At 46.7% G+C, this 18,562-nt stretch carries 17 protein-coding genes; 9 read left to right on the top strand and 8 right to left on the bottom strand.

All coding sequences use genetic code 11. The features are described 5' to 3' along the window. Positions 1-17: 17 nt before the first annotated feature. From L6I86_RS08220 to L6I86_RS08200, 5 genes are all read right to left on the bottom strand, one after another. Positions 18-1,124 (bottom strand): YheC/YheD family endospore coat-associated protein, encoded by a 1,107-nt coding sequence (locus tag L6I86_RS08220; RefSeq protein WP_236286088.1) that lies wholly within the window; start codon positions 1,122-1,124, stop codon positions 18-20. 6 nt (positions 1,125-1,130) lie between these two features. Next, positions 1,131-2,258, bottom strand: a complete 1,128-nt coding sequence (locus L6I86_RS08215; protein WP_236286086.1) for a YheC/YheD family endospore coat-associated protein — start codon at positions 2,256-2,258, stop codon at positions 1,131-1,133. Next, entirely contained in the window at positions 2,258-3,622 is a 1,365-nt protein-coding gene (locus tag L6I86_RS08210; protein ID WP_236286085.1) for a YheC/YheD family endospore coat-associated protein, read from the bottom strand. Before L6I86_RS08210 ends, L6I86_RS08215 begins: the two co-directional genes overlap by 1 nt. A gap of 105 nt (positions 3,623-3,727) precedes the next feature. Then, the gene (locus L6I86_RS08205; RefSeq protein ID WP_236286083.1) at positions 3,728-4,834 is read right to left on the bottom strand and encodes a YheC/YheD family endospore coat-associated protein; all 1,107 of its coding nucleotides are present in this window, start codon (positions 4,832-4,834) and stop codon (positions 3,728-3,730) included. A gap of 14 nt (positions 4,835-4,848) precedes the next feature. Continuing rightward, entirely contained in the window at positions 4,849-6,240 is a 1,392-nt protein-coding gene (locus L6I86_RS08200) for a YheC/YheD family endospore coat-associated protein (RefSeq protein ID WP_236286081.1), read from the bottom strand. A 535-nt stretch (positions 6,241-6,775) separates the two neighbouring features. Here L6I86_RS08200 and L6I86_RS08195 point away from each other — a divergent pair. The 7 genes from L6I86_RS08195 (at position 6,776) to L6I86_RS08165 (ending at position 12,999) form a co-directional block, all read left to right on the top strand. Continuing rightward, a complete protein-coding gene (locus L6I86_RS08195; RefSeq protein ID WP_236286080.1) occupies positions 6,776-7,114 on the top strand; it encodes a hypothetical protein in 339 nt (112 codons plus the stop codon). Between the two features lie 30 nt (positions 7,115-7,144). Next, positions 7,145-8,110, top strand: a complete 966-nt coding sequence (locus L6I86_RS08190; RefSeq protein WP_236286079.1) for an FAD:protein FMN transferase — start codon at positions 7,145-7,147, stop codon at positions 8,108-8,110. Continuing rightward, positions 8,107-8,679, top strand: coding sequence for a ferric reductase-like transmembrane domain-containing protein (locus tag L6I86_RS08185; protein ID WP_236286078.1), 573 nt, complete (start codon positions 8,107-8,109; stop codon positions 8,677-8,679). The genes L6I86_RS08190 and L6I86_RS08185 overlap by 4 nt, the downstream gene beginning before the upstream one ends. A gap of 116 nt (positions 8,680-8,795) precedes the next feature. Beyond that, positions 8,796-9,851 (top strand): acyltransferase, encoded by a 1,056-nt coding sequence (locus L6I86_RS08180; RefSeq protein WP_236286076.1) that lies wholly within the window; start codon positions 8,796-8,798, stop codon positions 9,849-9,851. Between the two features lie 525 nt (positions 9,852-10,376). After that, the gene (gene nfsA / locus L6I86_RS08175) at positions 10,377-11,105 is read left to right on the top strand and encodes an oxygen-insensitive NADPH nitroreductase (protein WP_236286075.1); all 729 of its coding nucleotides are present in this window, start codon (positions 10,377-10,379) and stop codon (positions 11,103-11,105) included. An 86-nt stretch (positions 11,106-11,191) separates the two neighbouring features. Then, entirely contained in the window at positions 11,192-11,494 is a 303-nt protein-coding gene (locus tag L6I86_RS08170) for a hypothetical protein (RefSeq protein WP_235550640.1), read from the top strand. Positions 11,495-11,670: 176 nt separating this feature from the next. Next, entirely contained in the window at positions 11,671-12,999 is a 1,329-nt protein-coding gene (locus L6I86_RS08165; protein WP_236286073.1) for a DRTGG domain-containing protein, read from the top strand. Here the strand turns inward: L6I86_RS08165 and L6I86_RS08160 are convergent. The 3 genes from L6I86_RS08160 to L6I86_RS08150 all read right to left on the bottom strand — a co-directional run bounded on the left by L6I86_RS08160 (position 12,996) and on the right by L6I86_RS08150 (position 14,195). Beyond that, the gene (locus tag L6I86_RS08160; protein ID WP_236286064.1) at positions 12,996-13,289 is read right to left on the bottom strand and encodes a YtpI family protein; all 294 of its coding nucleotides are present in this window, start codon (positions 13,287-13,289) and stop codon (positions 12,996-12,998) included. The two genes, L6I86_RS08165 and L6I86_RS08160, sit on opposite strands and share 4 nt — an antisense overlap. 85 nt (positions 13,290-13,374) lie before the next feature. Continuing rightward, positions 13,375-13,776 (bottom strand): sporulation membrane protein YtrI, encoded by a 402-nt coding sequence (locus tag L6I86_RS08155; protein WP_236286063.1) that lies wholly within the window; start codon positions 13,774-13,776, stop codon positions 13,375-13,377. Positions 13,777-13,862: 86 nt separating this feature from the next. Continuing rightward, a complete protein-coding gene (locus L6I86_RS08150) occupies positions 13,863-14,195 on the bottom strand; it encodes a YtrH family sporulation protein (protein ID WP_056624073.1) in 333 nt (110 codons plus the stop codon). Positions 14,196-14,318: 123 nt separating this feature from the next. Between L6I86_RS08150 and L6I86_RS08145 the strand changes: the two genes are divergently transcribed. Beyond that, positions 14,319-17,918, top strand: coding sequence for a DNA polymerase III subunit alpha (locus L6I86_RS08145; protein ID WP_236286062.1), 3,600 nt, complete (start codon positions 14,319-14,321; stop codon positions 17,916-17,918). Positions 17,919-18,039: 121 nt separating this feature from the next. Then, positions 18,040-18,540 carry a phosphatidylglycerophosphatase A family protein gene (locus L6I86_RS08140; RefSeq protein ID WP_056624067.1) on the top strand — a complete coding sequence of 167 codons (501 nt, stop codon included), beginning with the start codon at positions 18,040-18,042 and terminating at the stop codon, positions 18,538-18,540. The last annotated feature ends 22 nt before the right edge of the window (positions 18,541-18,562 follow it).

The following is an 18,562-nucleotide window of genomic DNA, read 5'->3' as shown; positions in this document are numbered from 1 at the left end:
TGTTTTTTCGTGAACGATTAATCAGTTCTGTCATCCGTGCCTTTTTTCTGCCGCAGCATCCAAAGCGCATATTCTAGTGGCCTTGTTACGGCCTTCTGGTAGGTGGCGTGCTGTCCGATCCTGCGAAATACTTCCCTTGATGGTTTGGGATTTACTTCAAGCAGCCAGACATTGCCTTTGGGATCTACAGCGATATCCATCCCCAATTCACACAGCTTCCCGAATTTGACCTCCAAATAGTCGGCCAGCTTATAGGCGAAATCGTTCATCTCGTCTTTGATGCTTACAATTTTCTCTTGAGATGAGAAGCGGTATCCTAGTAAGCGATCTTGCGTTACAGCCGTGCCGCCACCGTGAAGATTGGAAGTAATACTGCGATGAGGGCCAATTCTTCCTGCGCACCCCGTCACTTCCCATTCGCCTTGACCATTTTTCTGAATCAATAACCGATAGTCATGAACACGACCATCATTCAATGTTAGATGGATCCCTTGCTGAACGACATAGTCGGGACTCAGATTCAGCGTATGCAGCTTAATGGCCAGCTGTCTCTCATTCGCTCTGAAGGGAGCAATGATCGATCGGTATTGATTTCTGCCTTGTAACAAATAGAGATCATTGGAAATCTGTTCAATTCGAAGAATTCCTCTACCTCCAGTGCCATTTTTCGGTTTTACGTAGATGAGCTTATGTTTCTTCAGAAACCTCATCAACTCATGAATGGTGCTATAGCGAACGGTTGATGGCAGATAAGGGCGAATGGCATTGCTTTGAGAAAGGGTTTGATGCATCGCCCATTTATTGGCCAGCGGTTTGCTCAAGTAGATGAGCTTGGCATGGCGGTTGCGAAAAGATTGAAGCATATGATAATTCGCCGCGGCTTTATAGCGGCAGCGATCGTAGATAATGGGAGGTAATGTTGTGTACTTCCGAAGCCATCTTCCTCGACTTGTATCAAATGTGAGAGTTCGCACGGCATTTCCCTGTACATCCGCCGGAGTAAACACCTCGACTTGAACGCCTAGCCGTTGGCCTTCCTTGCTAAGCCGCTTGAAATAGGCTAGTTCCTCAAGTCGTGAGTTGTTTAAATAAATAGCGAGTACGCCTAGTCGTTCTTGAGCCAAGCATAATCACCTTCTTCTCCGATTATTGATCAAATGCAGACTGTATTGAATAATCCGTTCAAGCGATTTCTGGCGGATTTGAGGTTCATCGAATTTCATTGGTTTCGAATTCGCTTCAAAAAACCAAATATGTCCAGACGTATCAACACCGATATCCATGGACATTTCACCAAGTGGATTGCCTGATGATTTCTCTATTTGTGTAGCCAGTGTTATCGCCGCTTGACGAACCCGTTTGAGAATATTTTTGGCTTCTTTGGGCCCGAAAACATAAGCAAGCAGCTTCCTTGGTTCGTCAATGGAACCTCCGCGCGGAACGTGTGTGGTTATGCTAGCTTTGCCTGCTACGCGGGCGCCAATCCCCGAGACACTCCATTCACCTCTTGCAGTTTTCTGGACTAATGCACGCAGATCGTAAGCACGTTCTTTGAATCTGGTTAGCGCAATCCCTTGTTGGACGATATAATCTTGGCCACCGCTATGACGCTCCCAATCATGCCAGATATCCTCCGAACCGTTATGATAACTATAGACCATCTTCTTGTCTTCAAGGCGACTAAGACGATATTGTCCATTGCTTCCCTTAGTGGTAACACGATCTATACGCATAATGCCCATACCAGCTTTACCTTTAACAGGCTTCAAATAGAGTACAGGGTGCTTTTGTAATAATTGGGAGAGATCAGATACTTCTTTCATTTGCAGGGTATCCGGCATGAACGGCTTACTTTCTTTAGCGTTATTTAACCAACTGAATAATGTCCATTTATTGAAAAAGGAAGGATTGAATAAATGAATGCTGGTGCTGCGTTTACAAGCCTGAATCGTTTGCTGGACCTCAGGTCTCATTTCCATTTTTCGATAAGGGATACGGTTGTAAACAACTTGAGGAGAGGGAACGAGTTCCCTGCTCCATTTATTCGCACTTGGTCGAAAGCGATATCCGTACATTTCAGAGTTCGAAATACTGAAGTCCTTGGTTGTCACGACATAAACGTCCAGACCATATCGCTCGCCTGTTTTAATCAGGTCAAGAAAGTTATCTAAATTTCCACGAAATACACGGGAACTGTCTTTTACGGTGAGGATAGCTAATGTTGGTTTAGGAGCTCTCTCATGAAGGGTAAAACCCATTAGTTTTCCCTCCTTGAGCGGAAACGGCTCAAATAAAGACAATGCTCATACACACTTTGAAGGGTGGCCGTATCTCCTTCTTTTAGCGAAGGATGCTTGAAAATAGATCGACCAGGCTTTGCATTAGCTTCAAACATCCACACTTTTTCGTTTTGATCAATTCCGATATCGAAACCTAATTCTCCGAGTAAATGATTGTAATTATTTTCAATGCCTTGTGCGAGTTTAATCGCTGTTTCCTTGGCATTATCAAGAATTTGTTCCCCGCGTGCCCCATAAACTAGACGAAGAACCTGCTCAGGTGTCATGAGCTGCCCACCGTTTCGGATATGCGTTGTGACACTGCCTTTTCCTGATTTCTTAGCCCCGATCGCTGCAACAACCCATTGGTTACTGCCGTTTTTCGTTAAGTGAAAGCGGAAGTCAATCGGACAGTTATCAATTTCGATGAGTCGAATTCCTTGTTGGGCGACATAGCTGGCTAAACGGCCGCGTCCCGTTCCCAGCATTTGCATTAAACCTTCGAATTTGGCATAACGAATCAGGACGTTTTTATTCCCTTTCCGGAAGCGGACGAAATAACCACGCTTCGGATTATAGGTAACACGATATATGCCGATGCCAAGGCTGCCTGCTGTTGGTTTTAAGTAAATAAATTTATGTTTATCCAGCATTTCTTTGATTTGTTCGGCAGTGGGATTTATTCGGGATTCGGGTACGAAGCGAAAGGCTTCGTCGCCATCTAGCATTTTGTAAACATCCCATTTATCAAAGAAGCTCCAGTTAAAGATCGGAACGCCTCGTTGTACGAAGCGATTCTTAAATCCCTCCATTCCTGCTGATTTCTCAGCTTTACGGCTAGAGAGCCGATTGTAAATGACATCTGGAAGCGGGAAGGTTTTACGCATCCAACCGCCGCCTTCTTTGGGAATAATGCCCGATACGGTCTCTTGAATCCAATTCACACTCTTAGGGCTGAAAGCGAAGCTGAAAGAACGTTGTGAGCCCGTGTTGATAACTTGACGTATGAAGCCTGTTTTGGAACCGAATGGCGATGTACCGTTTTCCACATTGGTTAAAACACCAATAAGTGGACCGATGCGAAGCTCTTTATTGTTGGTATTAACGACTAACACATTCCCAGTGCGAGGAATACGCAAGGAGGCCATTAGGGAAAGCGGGATGTACATATGCTGACCACTTTTTTTGATCAAACGGACCGGTAACGAAGTCCCTTTACTCCCAACCTTTACAGTAATGGATTTAGTTCCGGTTAACCGTAAAGCTTTGGCGAGATCACTCGTTAAGTAGACCGATCTATCTGTTCGTTGTACGGCGTGGAGCATACACGATGTCAAACTCATTAGGTTACCCTCCTAAACTTGTTGCCCTACGGGGCTTTCCGTGTCAAACCAAGCAGATATGACGTTCTGCCCCCATGAGCACGTTCAAACAAAGCTTAGCTAACTTCAGCTCAGCTGTTTGTTCAACAAAAATCCAGCATAGTGGATTGGATTTGCAATTGATTTCGAACGAGCTCGCTCATTATGCAATCGGGCGAAAATCGTTCGACCCGGCTTTGAATTCACTTCAAGAATCCACACGCGTCCGCTGGTATCAATACCGAAATCAATGCCTAACTCGGCTAACCGACCGTGATTGGACTCGAGTACAGACGGGATATGATTAGAAAGCGTGGTTATGGTGTCTATTAGTTGTTCGGACTTCATCACCCCGAATTCGCGAGTTAGATACGCACTCACATCTTCGGCAGTACCTCCGCCATGCAGATTAGAAGTGATGCTTCCAGGCTTTCCAACGCGAACGGCCATGCCCGTATGTTCCCAATTTCCCCGACCATTTTTCTGAACTAGCGATCGTACGTCATAGGACATTCCGTTCATGGAGTGGAGTTGTAAATATTGTTGCAGGAGATAAGGACGTGAGCCTATTTGATGCTTCAGCCATTGCCAGCAAGCTGACCATTCTTGAAACTCTTCTGAGACGGGATGATTACGTCCATCTCGTCCTTGCAGCCCAAATCGGGAACCCTCTTTGTGAATGTGAATTGCACCCTTGCCTTGACTCCCGCCTTGAGGTTTTAAGAATGCATCTGAATGGCTCTGTAACCAACTTTCAAGTTGATGTCCGCTTCGGAGTCTACTGGTCTCTGGCAAGTAGGGCAGTAAGGCAGGATCTTTCTGCAGAATCAGCCCCACTTCCCACTTTCCGCCAAGACCGTAGCCAAGGAATCGAATCGTAGGGATCTCACGCAGCTTGCGTACATGATATTGATAAGTGAGATAACTATGTTTATTACTGAAGAAGCAGCGATCATAGATGAGAGAGGGAAGGGGGAACAGCTTAGTCATCCATGCTGACTGTATCCGGTCATACATATAGCCTCTTACCATCCCTTGCATCCAATCGATGCGATTTGGCGAGAAAACAAACACATCGATCCCTTTGCTAGCACCATGTGCCGACAGATTCTGATAAAAACTCGAGCTTGCAAAGGGCAGTTCTCGGTTTAGTTCGGTAACCATGATGCCTAACAAAGGTCGTTGTGTTCGCAATCGCATAGTTCACCTCAATGCTTCGCTAGAAAACGAGCGTATTTAACTAAAGTTCTTACAGATGGTCTGATTTTATTTTTCGTGTTGTCGGTGTTGAGCGCTGTATTATCATCCTTAGAGGGCTTGGAGTTCACTTCGAGCAGCCATACTCTACCTGATCGATCAACAGCAAGATCAATTCCTAATTCACCGAAATGACTGGGGATTTGGGTTTCGATCCCTTTGGCAATGTCCAAAGAGGCCTTGCGTAAACGACGAATAATTGAAGCGCGCGCTGCAGTCGTGGAGAAAGAGGCTTTGGCGAGCGCAGCCGGTACAGTGGATAAGGATCCACCTCGTGCCAGGTTAGAAACAAAGTGCTGAGCACCTGCAATCCGACCTACAATCGAAGTGATTTCCCATTCTCCTTTTTCTCCCCGCTGCACAAGTGCTCGGAAGTCAATCGGATTCCCCTCGGATGAAATGAGATCAAGTCCTTGCTGTATTTGATAGCGCTGTGTCTTAAGCTTTCCGGAAACGGATTGAAAAACGGCTAGCAGAGAAGGGAATGTTTGTCGGCGGACGCCTGCAAGGCTAGTTGAATGAGCCGTATACGCTTCGCCAAGGCCTTCTCTGCGAATACGAATAATGCCATTTCCAAGACTTCCCGTAATGGGTTTAAGGAATAGAACACTATGGCGAGCAGCCATAGATTTCAGCATTTGAAAGTTTTTGAAAAGATAAGACTCAGGCAAGTAGCTATGCAACGAGCTATCTTTCCGTAAAGCCTCGAAAACCTCTGTTTTGTTGAGATATTTCTCATTAAAGATTTCCGTGCCATAGCGGGACTTAACGTCCTTCATGAACTGTTGAACATTGGGCATATTCTCGTACTTGCGTGAGGTGAGACGATTGTAAATGACATTCGGAATCGGGAACGTTCTTTTACTCCAAGAACCATTGGCATAAGAATAAGCAGAAAGTGACTGTGGGTTGGCGCGCATTTCTTTGGGTGGGAAGAAACACACGCTAGCCCCCATCTGATCACACGCATCGGTCAGTTCTTTACAAAAAGTGGTGATAGCACCAAAAGGGCGGCTCGTAGAACTCGCGTTAACGCGGCTAATCATGACACCAATTAAGGGTCCAATCGACATTGTATTCGAAGTTGGCTTATAGTTGATGGTAAGCCGAGCCCCATGATGAAGACCTATCTTAGATGCAAGCGCAGGGTCGACACGAAGGCTATTCGGTACAGCAGCTGTGACCACTTTAACATCCTGCTGAGAGGAGCCGAATCGCATGTTAATCATTTGATTGGACGGAACTTTCCATTTTCTTGCAATAGCTTCACTTAGAACAACGGTCCGATCATCCAAAAAGATGCTGGTGCTTTGAATGGTTACGCCAACTTTCGATCTGGTCAATAGTGAACACTCCTTCCAGCATGAGAAAATCCCTATCGAGGCCATTCAAGGATGATCGACCGCTATTCTCCCCTACAAAGTGACGAGAATCTTCGAAGCAAAGTCAGTCCGCACTGAGTGAGAGTTCAGTCGGCATCTACACTTTCCGCTTAACACGGTTAGTCATCATTGGCTTTCTTCGAAATGCGCTTCTACATTATTTTGTGGGGGCCCCGGGAAAGGAGAGACTTTGGTTTCCGACCAAAAATCCCTATATCTGGTAGATTTTATCTCCAACAAGAAAGTTGTTTGGTAAACCGAAAGCGAATACTTTCTTATCTGGTCATGGCGGTATTGCTGTTTATACAAAGTAAACTACTCCATCATATGAGGACATATTTCCCTTTGTGCCTAGGCTTCGGGAGGAAAGCGCCCATTCTTCAAACATAACTTCAGGGATTATTCAGCTAATTTTTAGGGTTTACTCAGGATTTTAGGTACTTAACCGCGTATAATGAGCTTAGATTCTTATTCATAGAGATGGGATGGGATGGGTATGAAAGCATCCTCAAAATGGACCAAATGGCAGATCGGACTCGTTAGTGCGATGATTGTTGTCTATTTGTTTCAGGAAGTTAAAGAGAGCCCTGAATTTCTTGCAGCTGTTCAAAAAGCATCGAATTCTATGCTGAATACGACAACCGTGGTTGCACAGAAAAAGCAGGATGTGCCACCTTCAGAATCTTTCGATCGCAATTCAGGTAATAGGATGAAGCGCAGTGCAAGTAGTAGTCGAGGCCAGCTTAATCAGTCAGATAGCTCTTCCGCGCAATCACTTCCACAATCGCAAACGCAAAACAATACGCAGACCCACACAAGAAGTCACGCATCCTAGCTTCGAGTCTGGGCTGGAGGGGATGGCTACATGTTTCGAGACTTTACATTTCGTGCGATGAATTCACACATACAAGTCTTATTGGAATCGGAAAAGTCAACCGCTGAGCTTGAAATCCCTGTATTGGATGGTTTTGATCTTGCTGAGCAAAGGTTTAGCCGGTTTCTTCCTACAAGTGAATGCTCATATCTCAATGCGAGAAGTGGTCAGCTAAGTTTTGTTTCCGACAGCATGCTCGAAGTTCTTGAACTAGCGAGGCATTATAAGGAACAAACAAATGGTGCTTTTGATATTTGTGTTGGACATGCAATGGAACAGGCTGGATATAGACAATCATTTGAGCGTATACAGGAACGAATGATGGAGCTTGAGCAACCGAATTCTCCCCCATACTTAGGTATGGCGCTGCAAGTGGATCCTTGGATGAAATCGGTTCGCTTATTAGCTGGGGACAAAGTGGATTTCGGTGGAATTGTGAAAAGCTGGACTGCACAGCAGGTTGCGAATCGTTTGAGGACGGATTGGCGAGTTCGTAGAGGCTTCATTAATGCTGGTGGAGATGTAACGGTATGGGGAGGGGCTGCAGTGAATGAGCCTTGGTGTATCGGGATTGCCAATCCCTTCGAAACGGATCCGTCCAAGGAAGTTACGCTTCAACTACGAACGGGTGCTGTAGCTACTTCCAGCATTTTACGCAGACGTTGGCTAACGAACGCAGGGGAGATGCACCATTTGATAAATACACGCACGATGCGGCCAAGCCTATCATCTGTTGTGCAGTGCACAGTTGTCGGCCAAGATTTGATTGCATGTGAAGTCTGGGCAAAAGTGTTGTGTATGCTCGGAATGGAGGAAGGAGTTCCGCTCTTCCAACGTAGATCACAAGATATGGAAGCGCTCATATATACCTCTGTGGGTGATGTGTTTCAAGTGAAGCCGCTTCTCGGGAGCATGGAGCATTCCTGGACAGGGTTGAAAGGAGAAAGAAGCTTATGATTCAATTCTTGATTGAACTGCCAACTTGGATGCTTATTCGAACCTTTGGTATACTTTCTTATTTAACTTTGTTCGTTGGCATGGCGATCGGTATTATCTATAGCTATCCCCAGATCAAAGGGCATAAGAAAGGCCAACTGCTCCGCTGGCACACCTATGCGAATTTAACAGGAACCTGCTTTGCCCTTCTACACACGGCTTTTCTCATTATAGATACTTTCATGCCTTTCGACTGGGCGGAACTGTTAATCCCTTTTTCAGCTAAAAATAATCCAGTACTGAACGGCTTGGGGACGATCGCCATGTATGGTTTACTCCTTGTACTGTTCACAACAGATATTCGAAATAAGTTGAAAAGAAAGGTATGGCTTGCCCTTCATCTGTTGTCTTATCCGATATTTGTATTGTCCCTGCTGCATGGATTCTTCCTAGGGACAGAAAGTAAGCAAGGCTGGGCAGCCATGATGTATATCGCAACAGCGATCATTCTTGTGAGTTTAACGTTGGTTAGATTTCAATTGTCGTCACGTAAACGTCAAGTTAAGGTAGGTCAATCGAAGCAAGTATGATACAGAGTTCCAATCCATGCGATTGGGACTCTTTTGCGTATTCCCTTGTTGCGAAACATGTCGAAAATGTCTATAGTTAAAGGGTATTTATTATGAAATGAGGATAGAAAACCGACATGGCAAAAGCAAAGATTACGGAGCTTGATATTGTCAGAGCTATTTCCATCTTGGCTGTAGTTCTGATTCATGTAACGGCGGACTGGACAGTAGATCCAGCGTTGAAAGGCAGCAGCACGCAGCTGTTTATTTTATTTTTGAACAAAATAAGTTATTTTGCTGTGCCTGTCTTTATTTTTTTGAGCGGCATCGTGCTGTTCTATATTTATGCGGATAATTGGAGCGCTAAGCAAGCTGGCATATTCTATTGGAAACGCGTTCGGCAAGTGCTGGTCCCCTATATCGTTTGGTCCTTTTTCTACTATATATATAATCCGTGGTTATGGACGCCAGGGCATCCACTTAAAATAGATTTAAGTGTATTTCTCAAGCAGCTAAAATGGGCAGATTCCGGCTATCATTTATATTTTATGATCATTATTGTGCAGTTCTACCTGTTGTTTCCTTTGCTCGTCTGGGCAGTAAGGAATGCAGCATGGTTTCGTAAAACACTAGCCTTTTGGGGATTAGCGATTCAAGCTGGTGTCTACATCTATAGTCACTGGGTCGGACCTATCAGCCATAAGCCGGAGCTATGTATCACCTATTTCGGTTACTTCCTAGTTGGCGGCGCCATTGGGATGAATTACAGCAATTTCCGCGCGTGGCTGGATCGCAACAAAGGGTGGGTCATTCCATCCTCAATCTTGAGTGGTTTGGTGTACACGGGACTGTATTTATTAGCTTCTAGAGGATATTCTTTTGAAAATACATGGTATGAGATTGCGTGGCTGCTGTACAACCTTGGCATTGGTGTGAGCATGATCTGGATGGCTAAGGAGCTCTTGTTAAAATGGAAGCGTGTTGCGAGCTTTTTCGTCTCACTGGGGATGGTCTCCTTCGGCGTCTACCTGATGCACCCCGCCCTACTCTCCTTATGGAAATATAAGGTTCACATGCCGGGATCAATTCTACTATTTAATGTCTATAATGGCATTGTGTTTGTCTTGATTGTGGCCATACCGTGGATCTTAACTTTGTTGTATCGGAAGGGAAGAAAAGTTTTGTTTAAGTGAGGTAAGAAACCTCTGAGCAGTAGCTCGCTTAGCATTTGTACCAGCTATTACGGGAAGAGTTCTGTTCTAGCCCCATTCTAGTCCAGCACCGGTCAGACATTCTCATCAGCACCTGCATAAAGAAACTATGATGCCTCAGCTTTCACAAAAACGGCTCCCACAAAACTGCGGCAATGCAGCTTTGGTGGGAGCTTTTTCGTGGAAAAGGGGAATATGTGCCTTGAACGAGCATTAGGAACTGGCAGAGGTCCTGCGCTGCGCACCATCCGCTGAGCCCCCGTACGAGTATCAGTAGTGTGGACTATTAGCAGAGCTTCCGCACGTGCACGAACATCCTGCCCCCCTCATCATCAGTTACCAGCCCCACTATCTACTCTAGCATCCTCGTCCTCACCACCCCAGTCTCTGCAACTGCCTCAACACCAGCCCGCCAAAACACCTCTCATTTCAAATCTGATCAGCATTTGAAAATCGCTCCAAATTCAAGGATACTGATAGAAAAGAGATAGAGGAGTGGACCCATTCATGAATGCAATCATTGATCTACTAAAAAGTCATCGCTCTATTCGTAAATTTACGAATGAGCCCGTAAGTACCGAGCAACGCGAGGCGATTATCCGAGCGGCTCAGGCTGCTTCCACCTCTAGCAATATGCAAGCATACAGCATCATCCATGTGACAGATGATGATCTGAAGAGCCAGCTAGCTGAGCTAGCTGGCAATCAAGCTTACGTCAGCGAGTGCCCGCTGTTCCTCGTGTGGTGCGCAGACCTTTACCGCTACGCGGAGGCGGTCCACCAACACGTGGACACGCCGGTCACCGGCAATGCTGAGAATCTCATCATTGCCACGGTCGAGGCTGCATTAGCTGCGCAAAATGCAGCGATCGCTGCCGAGTCACTCGGCCTCGGCGTCTGTTATATCGGCGGGCTGCGCAATAAGCCCGCGGAAGTATCCGAGCTGCTGGGCCTGCCACAGCTCGTGTACCCGATCTTCGGCATGTGCATCGGCATGCCGGACCAAGAGCCGCTGCACCGCCCGCGGCTCCCGCTTGAAGCCGTATACCATGAGAATCGGTATACGCTCAATCCAGCCGCGGCCCTTGCATACGACGAGACGCTACGCGACTATATGAACGTGCGTACCGGCGGCAAAGTCGATACGACCTGGTCCAAGGAAATGGCTGCGAAAGCGCAGCGTCCAAGGAAGCATATGAAAGCCTTTCTAAGCAGCCAAGGCTACGAAGTAGAATAAACTTGGACATGTTGCGCCCCACGCATTCATATCTCGACGACTTGTCTCATACAATGGAAGTAGGTAGAGCTAGGTTCGAGGTTATTATGAACGAAAGGCGTGTGATTCGGTTGAAAGGTTTCAAAAATGTCGTGTACATGAGTTTGGCGGTCGGCATGTTATTTTATTCCATTCCCCAATTGAATTTTCGCGAAGTGGGCTCATTGCCGATGATTTTTAGCGTCATCTGGCTTGTGATGGCGCTGCTCATCATCGCCGCACATTTGCACCAAATCCTTGGTGTAGATGAAGAGAAACGCAAGCAACAACTCCGCATTAACCGGATGAAGAAATGGCAAATGGAACAACTTGTACAAGGCAGACGGAAGCTTCTTCAATTCCGCAAGTAAGCGAAGAATGAGCTAAACTTTGACTTCGAACATATGTTTGGTATAATGACTATGAAGCATCCAATCCTATAGGGTTGGATGCTTTTCCATCTTCCAAACCCTCATTGTTCTTACCCAGTGGAACGATTATACTAGTAGTACAGACTAATACAGGATCTAATAATGAGGTGTAACAGTTGGATACACATTCCGTCGATACATTAACGAAGCATGAGCAGATTTTGCGGCACATTGAGGACTTGAAGTTAGGAAGTCGGATTTCCGTACGCAAAATCGCCAAAAATATGGAAGTCAGCGAAGGCACAGCATACCGCGCAATTAAAGAGGCCGAGAATCAGGGACTCGTTTCAACGAAAGAGCGGATCGGAACCGTTCGTGTCGAGAAGAAACTCCGTCAGAACATTGATAAGCTGACTTTTGCCGAGGTTGTGAACATGGTGGATGGCCAGGTGCTTGGCGGAGCGAAAGGGCTGCATAAGACGCTGCATAAGTTCGTCATCGGCGCAATGGAGCAAGACGCCATGATGCGTTATATTGAGGCAGGCAGTTTACTTATTGTAGGTAACCGGAATAAAGCTCACTTGTGTGCTCTCGAACAAGGCGCTGGCGTTCTTATTACAGGTGGATTTAACACGAGTCCTGACGTCAAAGTTCTAGCGGATGAGCTGGAACTGCCGATTATTTCAAGCAGCTATGACACGTTTACCGTCGCATCCATGATTAACCGGGCTATCTACGATCGTTTGATCAAAAAGAAAATCATGCTCGTGGAAGATATTCTCGCCTCTGGTGCAGCCCTCTTCGCCTTAAAGGCGAATAGTACATTGAAGGATTGGCAGCGCATGTCCGAGGATACAGGCTACAGCCGCTTTCCTGTTGTCGATGAGTGGAATCGGATTATCGGTGTTGTAACGTCCAAAGATATGGTTGGCGCGAGTATCCAACAATCCGTTGATAAATTAATGACACGCAATCCATTAACCGTGTCACCGCAGACGTCGGTCGCATCGGCCGCACACATGATGGTGTGGGAAGGCATTGAGCTTTTGCCAGTTGTGGATACGAATCGCAAAATCGTCGGTGTGCTGAACCGCAGCGATATCTTGAAAGCCATGCAATCGATTCAGAAGCAGCCGCAGAACGGCGAAACCTTTGAAGATTTGATCTGGTCCGGGATGGAAGAGGTCAGAGATGAGAAGGGCAAACTGCAATTTCATGGTGTCATTACACCGCAGATGACGAATCATTTGGGGACGGTTTCGGAAGGGGTTCTTACGACACTTATGACGCAGGCAGCCTATCGCATTGTGCAGGAGCATAAGAAGGGGGATCTCGTCATGGATAATATGTCGACCTACTTTCTAAAGCCGCTTCAGATTGATTCCAAAATAGAAATACGACCCACCATCATTGAGGTGAGCCGTAAATTTGGCAAAATCGATGTAGAGATTTACCATGCAGGAGCCCTGGTTTCCAAGGCGATGCTAACCGCACAAGTGATCTAGCGGAGTAGACGATCAAAGTGACCGTGATTCCGAATACCAACGAAAACATTGAATACACCGATCAATACGAGCACGGTACCGAAAATGCGGCGGAAGCTGGATTCACTGAAGAAAAAGATCTGTGTAATCGCAATGAGTACGAGCATCAAGCCCATGCAAATGTTCATGCGTGCTGTGTACAAGCCTCGTTTGGCAGCATCTGGTTCGCGACGTGAGCGAATGCTATAGAACAAGGTAAGCCCAAGGAAGAGGCAAATAAGAATGAATAACGTCAATTGTATGGCGTGCATAACGACAATCCGTCCCTTTTCGTTGAATTTACAATTAACTTTAGCGATTTTAAGAGGGGATTGCAAGATGAGCGGCCATTTCACGTTATGTTTTTTTCTCTTGCGCTGTAATCCAAAGGGTTAATTCGGTTTGGATTAACACAATGGATTTGACCTCGACGACATATTTTTTATCATGCAGGAAATACGTTCTTTGTGTGATAAGACGTTCGTAGAGGGGTTGTGAATCCCTGACGAAAGTTGCCTTTTGGCCAATGACGAGCTTGAGCTCAGCTTTCACATCACCTTCGATTTCCTTTTGAATATCCTCGCTGATTAGATCATCTTGATTTTTGGGCAGCAGATGAACATTAATGACATTGACTAAGGTTTGATTATTTTTGGTTTTATTCAAGCTAGCGATATCATCTTGGAGATCATAATTCTCCTGTATAACCTTATGCAATTGTACGTACAACTCATTATACGTGTGTTGATGAATGCTCATATAAACTGCGCTCCCAATGATTGCTCCCGACAATAATAATCCGAAGCTCGCAAGCAGTCGTTGGTATCGGGCAAAAGGAGGGACTCTCAAGGCTGATGCCCACCTTTGCAGATCATTTGAATAAGCGCAGTTCCGAATTGTGCCCCTGTAAATGCAACGACGATATAGACAATCTGCTTGATTGCCGGATTGAGGTGGCCGATGGCCACATGACTTTCAATATAACGGATTGGATCAATAGTACCGCCTACCGCAGCGACCATTGCCCAAATTTTGATATTTTCCGAAATGGTCAGCATTTTCTCGGTTGGAGATTGCAAGGTTAATACGGCTGCGATCCCGCTTAACATACTGCCTCCGAATACGACTCCAAACGCAATACAGAAATACATGATAATACTTGCCCAAAAGCCAGCCATGTGCCAATCGCTTCCTTTCTACTGAGTTGGAGGACATACTCTCTCTACTACTGTATGGGACTGGCTAGCTCCAATATGATAAAATGTAAGGAATAAATCACGAAAGAAGGGGGGAACCAGCGGATGAGTTCGTTTGTACATCTGCATGTGCATAGTGAATATAGCTTATTAGATGGTGCGGCACGGATGGAGGAGCTTGTTACACAAGCTGCCAATCTGGGCATGACTTCTTTGGCGTTGACAGATCATGGCGTCATGTATGGGGCGATAGCTTTCTACAAAGCTTGCAAACAGCGGGGCATCAAACCAATTATTGGCTGTGAGGTTTACTTCACTTCGAGTTCCATTCGTGAAAAAGGATCGCGGCAGGAACAGCCGATTTATCATCTTATTTTGCTTGCCAAAAATTTCAAAGGCTATCAAAACCTAATGAAGCTCACGTCGATTGCACATCTACAGGGCTTTCACTATAAACCACGTATTGATTTAGAGCATTTATCCCAACACTCGGAAGGGCTTATTTGCCTTAGTTCCTGCTTAGGCAGTGAGGTTTCTCAGCATTTGCTGCATAACCGATATGACGAAGCTCGCAAAGCAGCAGAGCGTTATCGCGACATATTCGGTGACGATTTCTTTCTGGAGATTCAAGATCACGGCATGATTGAGCAGAAAAAAGTGATGGTTTCGATGATTGAATTGAGCAAAGAGACCGGGATTCCTTTAATCGCAACGAATGATGTGCATTATGTAACAGAGCCAGATCATGTCATGCAGGATATTCTTATTTGTATAGGCACTGGCAAAACAGTAGAGGACACAGATCGCCTCAAGATGGGCACGAGTCAGATGTATTTGAAAAGCGAAGAGGAAATGCGGCGTTTATTCGTCCATGTGCCTGAAGCGCTTGCGAATACTGCTGTGGTTGCCTCGCACTGCGAATTAGAACTGAAGTTCGGTAAGTCGATTTTGCCAAGTTTCAGTCCGATCCCTGAGCATTTAACAGCAGGGGCTTATTTGCAGGAGCTGTGCAGACTAGGGCTAGAACAGCGTTATGGAAGCAAGCCTGAGTGGCACGATGCGAGCCATCCATTGAGAAAACAAGCCGAAGAACGACTCTCTTACGAGCTTGGTGTCATAGCGAACATGGGCTTCTCGGATTATTTTTTAATCGTGTGGGACTTTATTCGATTCGCGCATGAGAAACGGATCATGACAGGGCCAGGGCGGGGATCCTCTGCGGGAAGTTTAGTAGCGTATGTGCTCCGCATTACGAATGTCGATCCGCTGCAATATAAGCTGCTATTCGAACGATTTTTAAATCCGGAACGGATAACGATGCCCGATATTGATATCGATTTTAGCGACGAACGTCGGGATGAAGTTATTGATTATGTCGTTGCCAAATATGGTCATGAACATGTAGCCCAAATCATTACCTTCGGAACGATGGCGGCGAAAGCCGCAGTTCGGGATGTAGGGCGTGTCCTTAATGTGCCTTATGGGGATGTGGATCGGGCAGCAAAAGCAATTCCGAATCAACTCGGGATGACTTTGAAGGAAGCACTTCAGGTTAGCTCAGATTTGAAAGGGATGGTAGCCAGACAACCGAAGACTGCAGAACTATTAGAGATGGCTATGCGAGTTGAGGGGATGCCGCGCCATGCTTCAACGCATGCTGCCGGAGTCGTCATTTCACGAGAGCCACTAACGCATTACGTACCTCTACAAGAAGGAACGACACAGACGGCACTCACCCAATATACGATGGAGCATTTAGAGGCGATCGGACTCCTCAAGATGGATTTCTTGGGGCTACGGACGCTTTCCATTATTGAACGAACGGTCGATTGGCTTTCCGAAATGGAAGAGGTTCAGATTAACTTCGATCTCCTTAATATGGATTCGGATGCTATCACCTATGAGATGCTTAGCAGAGGGGAAACAACAGGCGTATTCCAATTGGAGTCAACAGGTTGTCGCAAGGTCCTCAAGGACTTGAAACCATCTGAATTCGAAGATATTATTTCTGTCTTAGCCTTGTATCGTCCAGGTCCGATGGAGTTTATTCCCAAATATATTGCCGGTAAGCACGGACAAGTGGAGGTTGTTTACCCGCATCCAACGCTTGAGCCCATTCTACGGGACACTTACGGCATCATCGTTTATCAAGAGCAAATTATGCAAATTGCCTCGTCGATGGCAGGTTTCAGCTTAGGAGAAGCGGATCTACTGCGTAGAGCTGTTTCCAAAAAGAAGCGGGAAGTCCTTGATGAAGAGCGAACACATTTCGTGTCGGGAAGTTTACGTCAAGGCTTTAACGCGGATGAGGCGAATCATGTGTATGATATGATCGTGCGGTTTGCCGATTACGGCTTCCCGCGTGCTCATGCAACAGCCTATGGCGTCCTTGCCTTCCAAACGGCTTATCTTAAAGCGCATTATCCGATCTACTTCATGGCCTCGATGCTAACCGCAGTCATGGGGAATCATCGTAAGGTTGCTGAGTATGTTGACGAATGCAGACGAGTGAAGTTAGCTGTCCTGCCACCCGATGTGAATGGCAGTGGAACGGTGTTTACGCCGGATTCGAGTGCTGGCGCTATCCGATTTGGACTGGCTGCTATCAAAAATGTAGGAACACAAGCCATCGATGCCATTCTTAGCGAGAGAAAGAAAGCTCCGTTTGAGAGCTTGCTTGATTTCTGTCGCAGGGTCGACCTCCGTGTATGTAATAAGCGGGTTGTTGAATCGCTTATTCAAGGCGGAGCTTTCGATTCACTCGGTGGACATCGTGCCCAGCATCTCGCTATTCTCGATGAAACCATTGCTTCTGCTACGAAATGGCGCAAGGAACGGGACGATCTGCAGCTTCACCTCTTCGGATTCGTTGAAGAGCCGAACTGGGAGGTGGAGGTGCCGAATATCCCTCCGATGCCGCAATCCAAGCAGCTCGAGCTCGAGAAAGAGCTGCTCGGTATGTATATCTCTGGTCATCCACTGGATGCCTACACGGAACAGCTAGCAGAGCTGGATGCCGTGATGCTGCATCAGTTAACAGAGCTTCCAGATCATAGCGATGTTCTGGTTGCTGGGATGATCCTCTCGAACAAGACGATCGTCACCAAAAAAGGTGACCCGATGGCGTTCATGGAGCTGGAGGATCGCATTGATAAGGTCGAGGTGGTCTTGTTCCCCGAGACCTGGAAGAAGTCGGCTCCGCTCGTGCAGAAGGGCAGACTGGTTCTCGTCCGTGCGAAGCTGCAGCTTCAGGACGAGGACCCGCCCAAGCTGCTCGCGGAGCAGCTGGCCGCGCTGGACGACCCGGAGGCCGTCCAGCGGCTTCGCCGGCAGCCTGCGGGCAGACGATCCCCTGACGACGTCAGGGATCGTGCACCGCGCCCGGCTGCCTCACAGAGCGGCGCGCGCAGCGCCGCTCCAGCACCGCAGGCGGCCCCGGCAGCGGGGCGCCCACAGCCTACCGCTGCTGAGGCGAAGCCGCAGCGCGTGTTCGTCAAGATCACGGCTGATTGCGAGCAGCCGGATAAGCTCCTGCAGCTGAAGGCGCTGTTGAAGCTGCATAAGGGCCAGCTTGCGGTTGCGCTATTCTATGAGAGCAGCAACAAGCTCTTGGCCTTGAGCGACCAGTACCGGGTCGATCCGAACAAGGATCTTACGCGCATGATCGAGACGATTATGGGCAAAGATTCCGTGCGAGTAAAATGAGAAAATTTTAATCTTTGTTTTTCGCTTGTCGTTCTTGTGGTAAATATGACTTCCTCCGCATATGAATAGGAACCCGGCTTTTCTTATTCATATAAGCATCCCATTGCTAGGAGGAGGATTTATGACCGAACAACACATGATCCAGCTACTCCAGAAACGCGGCGTGTCCGTGGATCAAGTCTCAGAAATTGTATACAAGCTGCAGAAGCCGTATAATGATCAACTCACGATTGAAGAATGTGTAGACAGTGTAATGGCCGTACTTTCTAAGCGTGAAGTGCAATACACCCTCTATACAGGGATTGCACTGGATGAATTAGCCGAGAAGAAACTGCTGCCAGAGCCGCTGCAATCGATTCTTGAGGTGGATGAACCTCTCTATGGGGTAGACGAGACGTTAGCTCTAGGTATTGTTCATGTGTATGGGATGATTGGTTTAACCAGCTTCGGCTATTTGGACAAGGAAAAAATTGGAATTATTCGTGCTTTGAATGATGATCGCAGCGCTGTTCATGTGTTTCTAGACGATTTAGTTTGTGGATTAGCGGCAGCAGCCTCAGCCAGAATTGCTCACCAAAATGAGCATGCGCCTGATTATAGCTCTAAACACCGTCTGGACTAAGCCTAAATAGTTCAGGCTTTAT

It is taken from the genome of Paenibacillus allorhizoplanae, from assembly GCF_927798215.1.
Classification (GTDB): domain Bacteria; phylum Bacillota; class Bacilli; order Paenibacillales; family NBRC-103111; genus Paenibacillus_E; species Paenibacillus_E allorhizoplanae.
The sequence above is the reverse complement of the archived record's forward strand: the minus strand, read 5'-3'. Positions and strand labels throughout refer to the sequence as shown.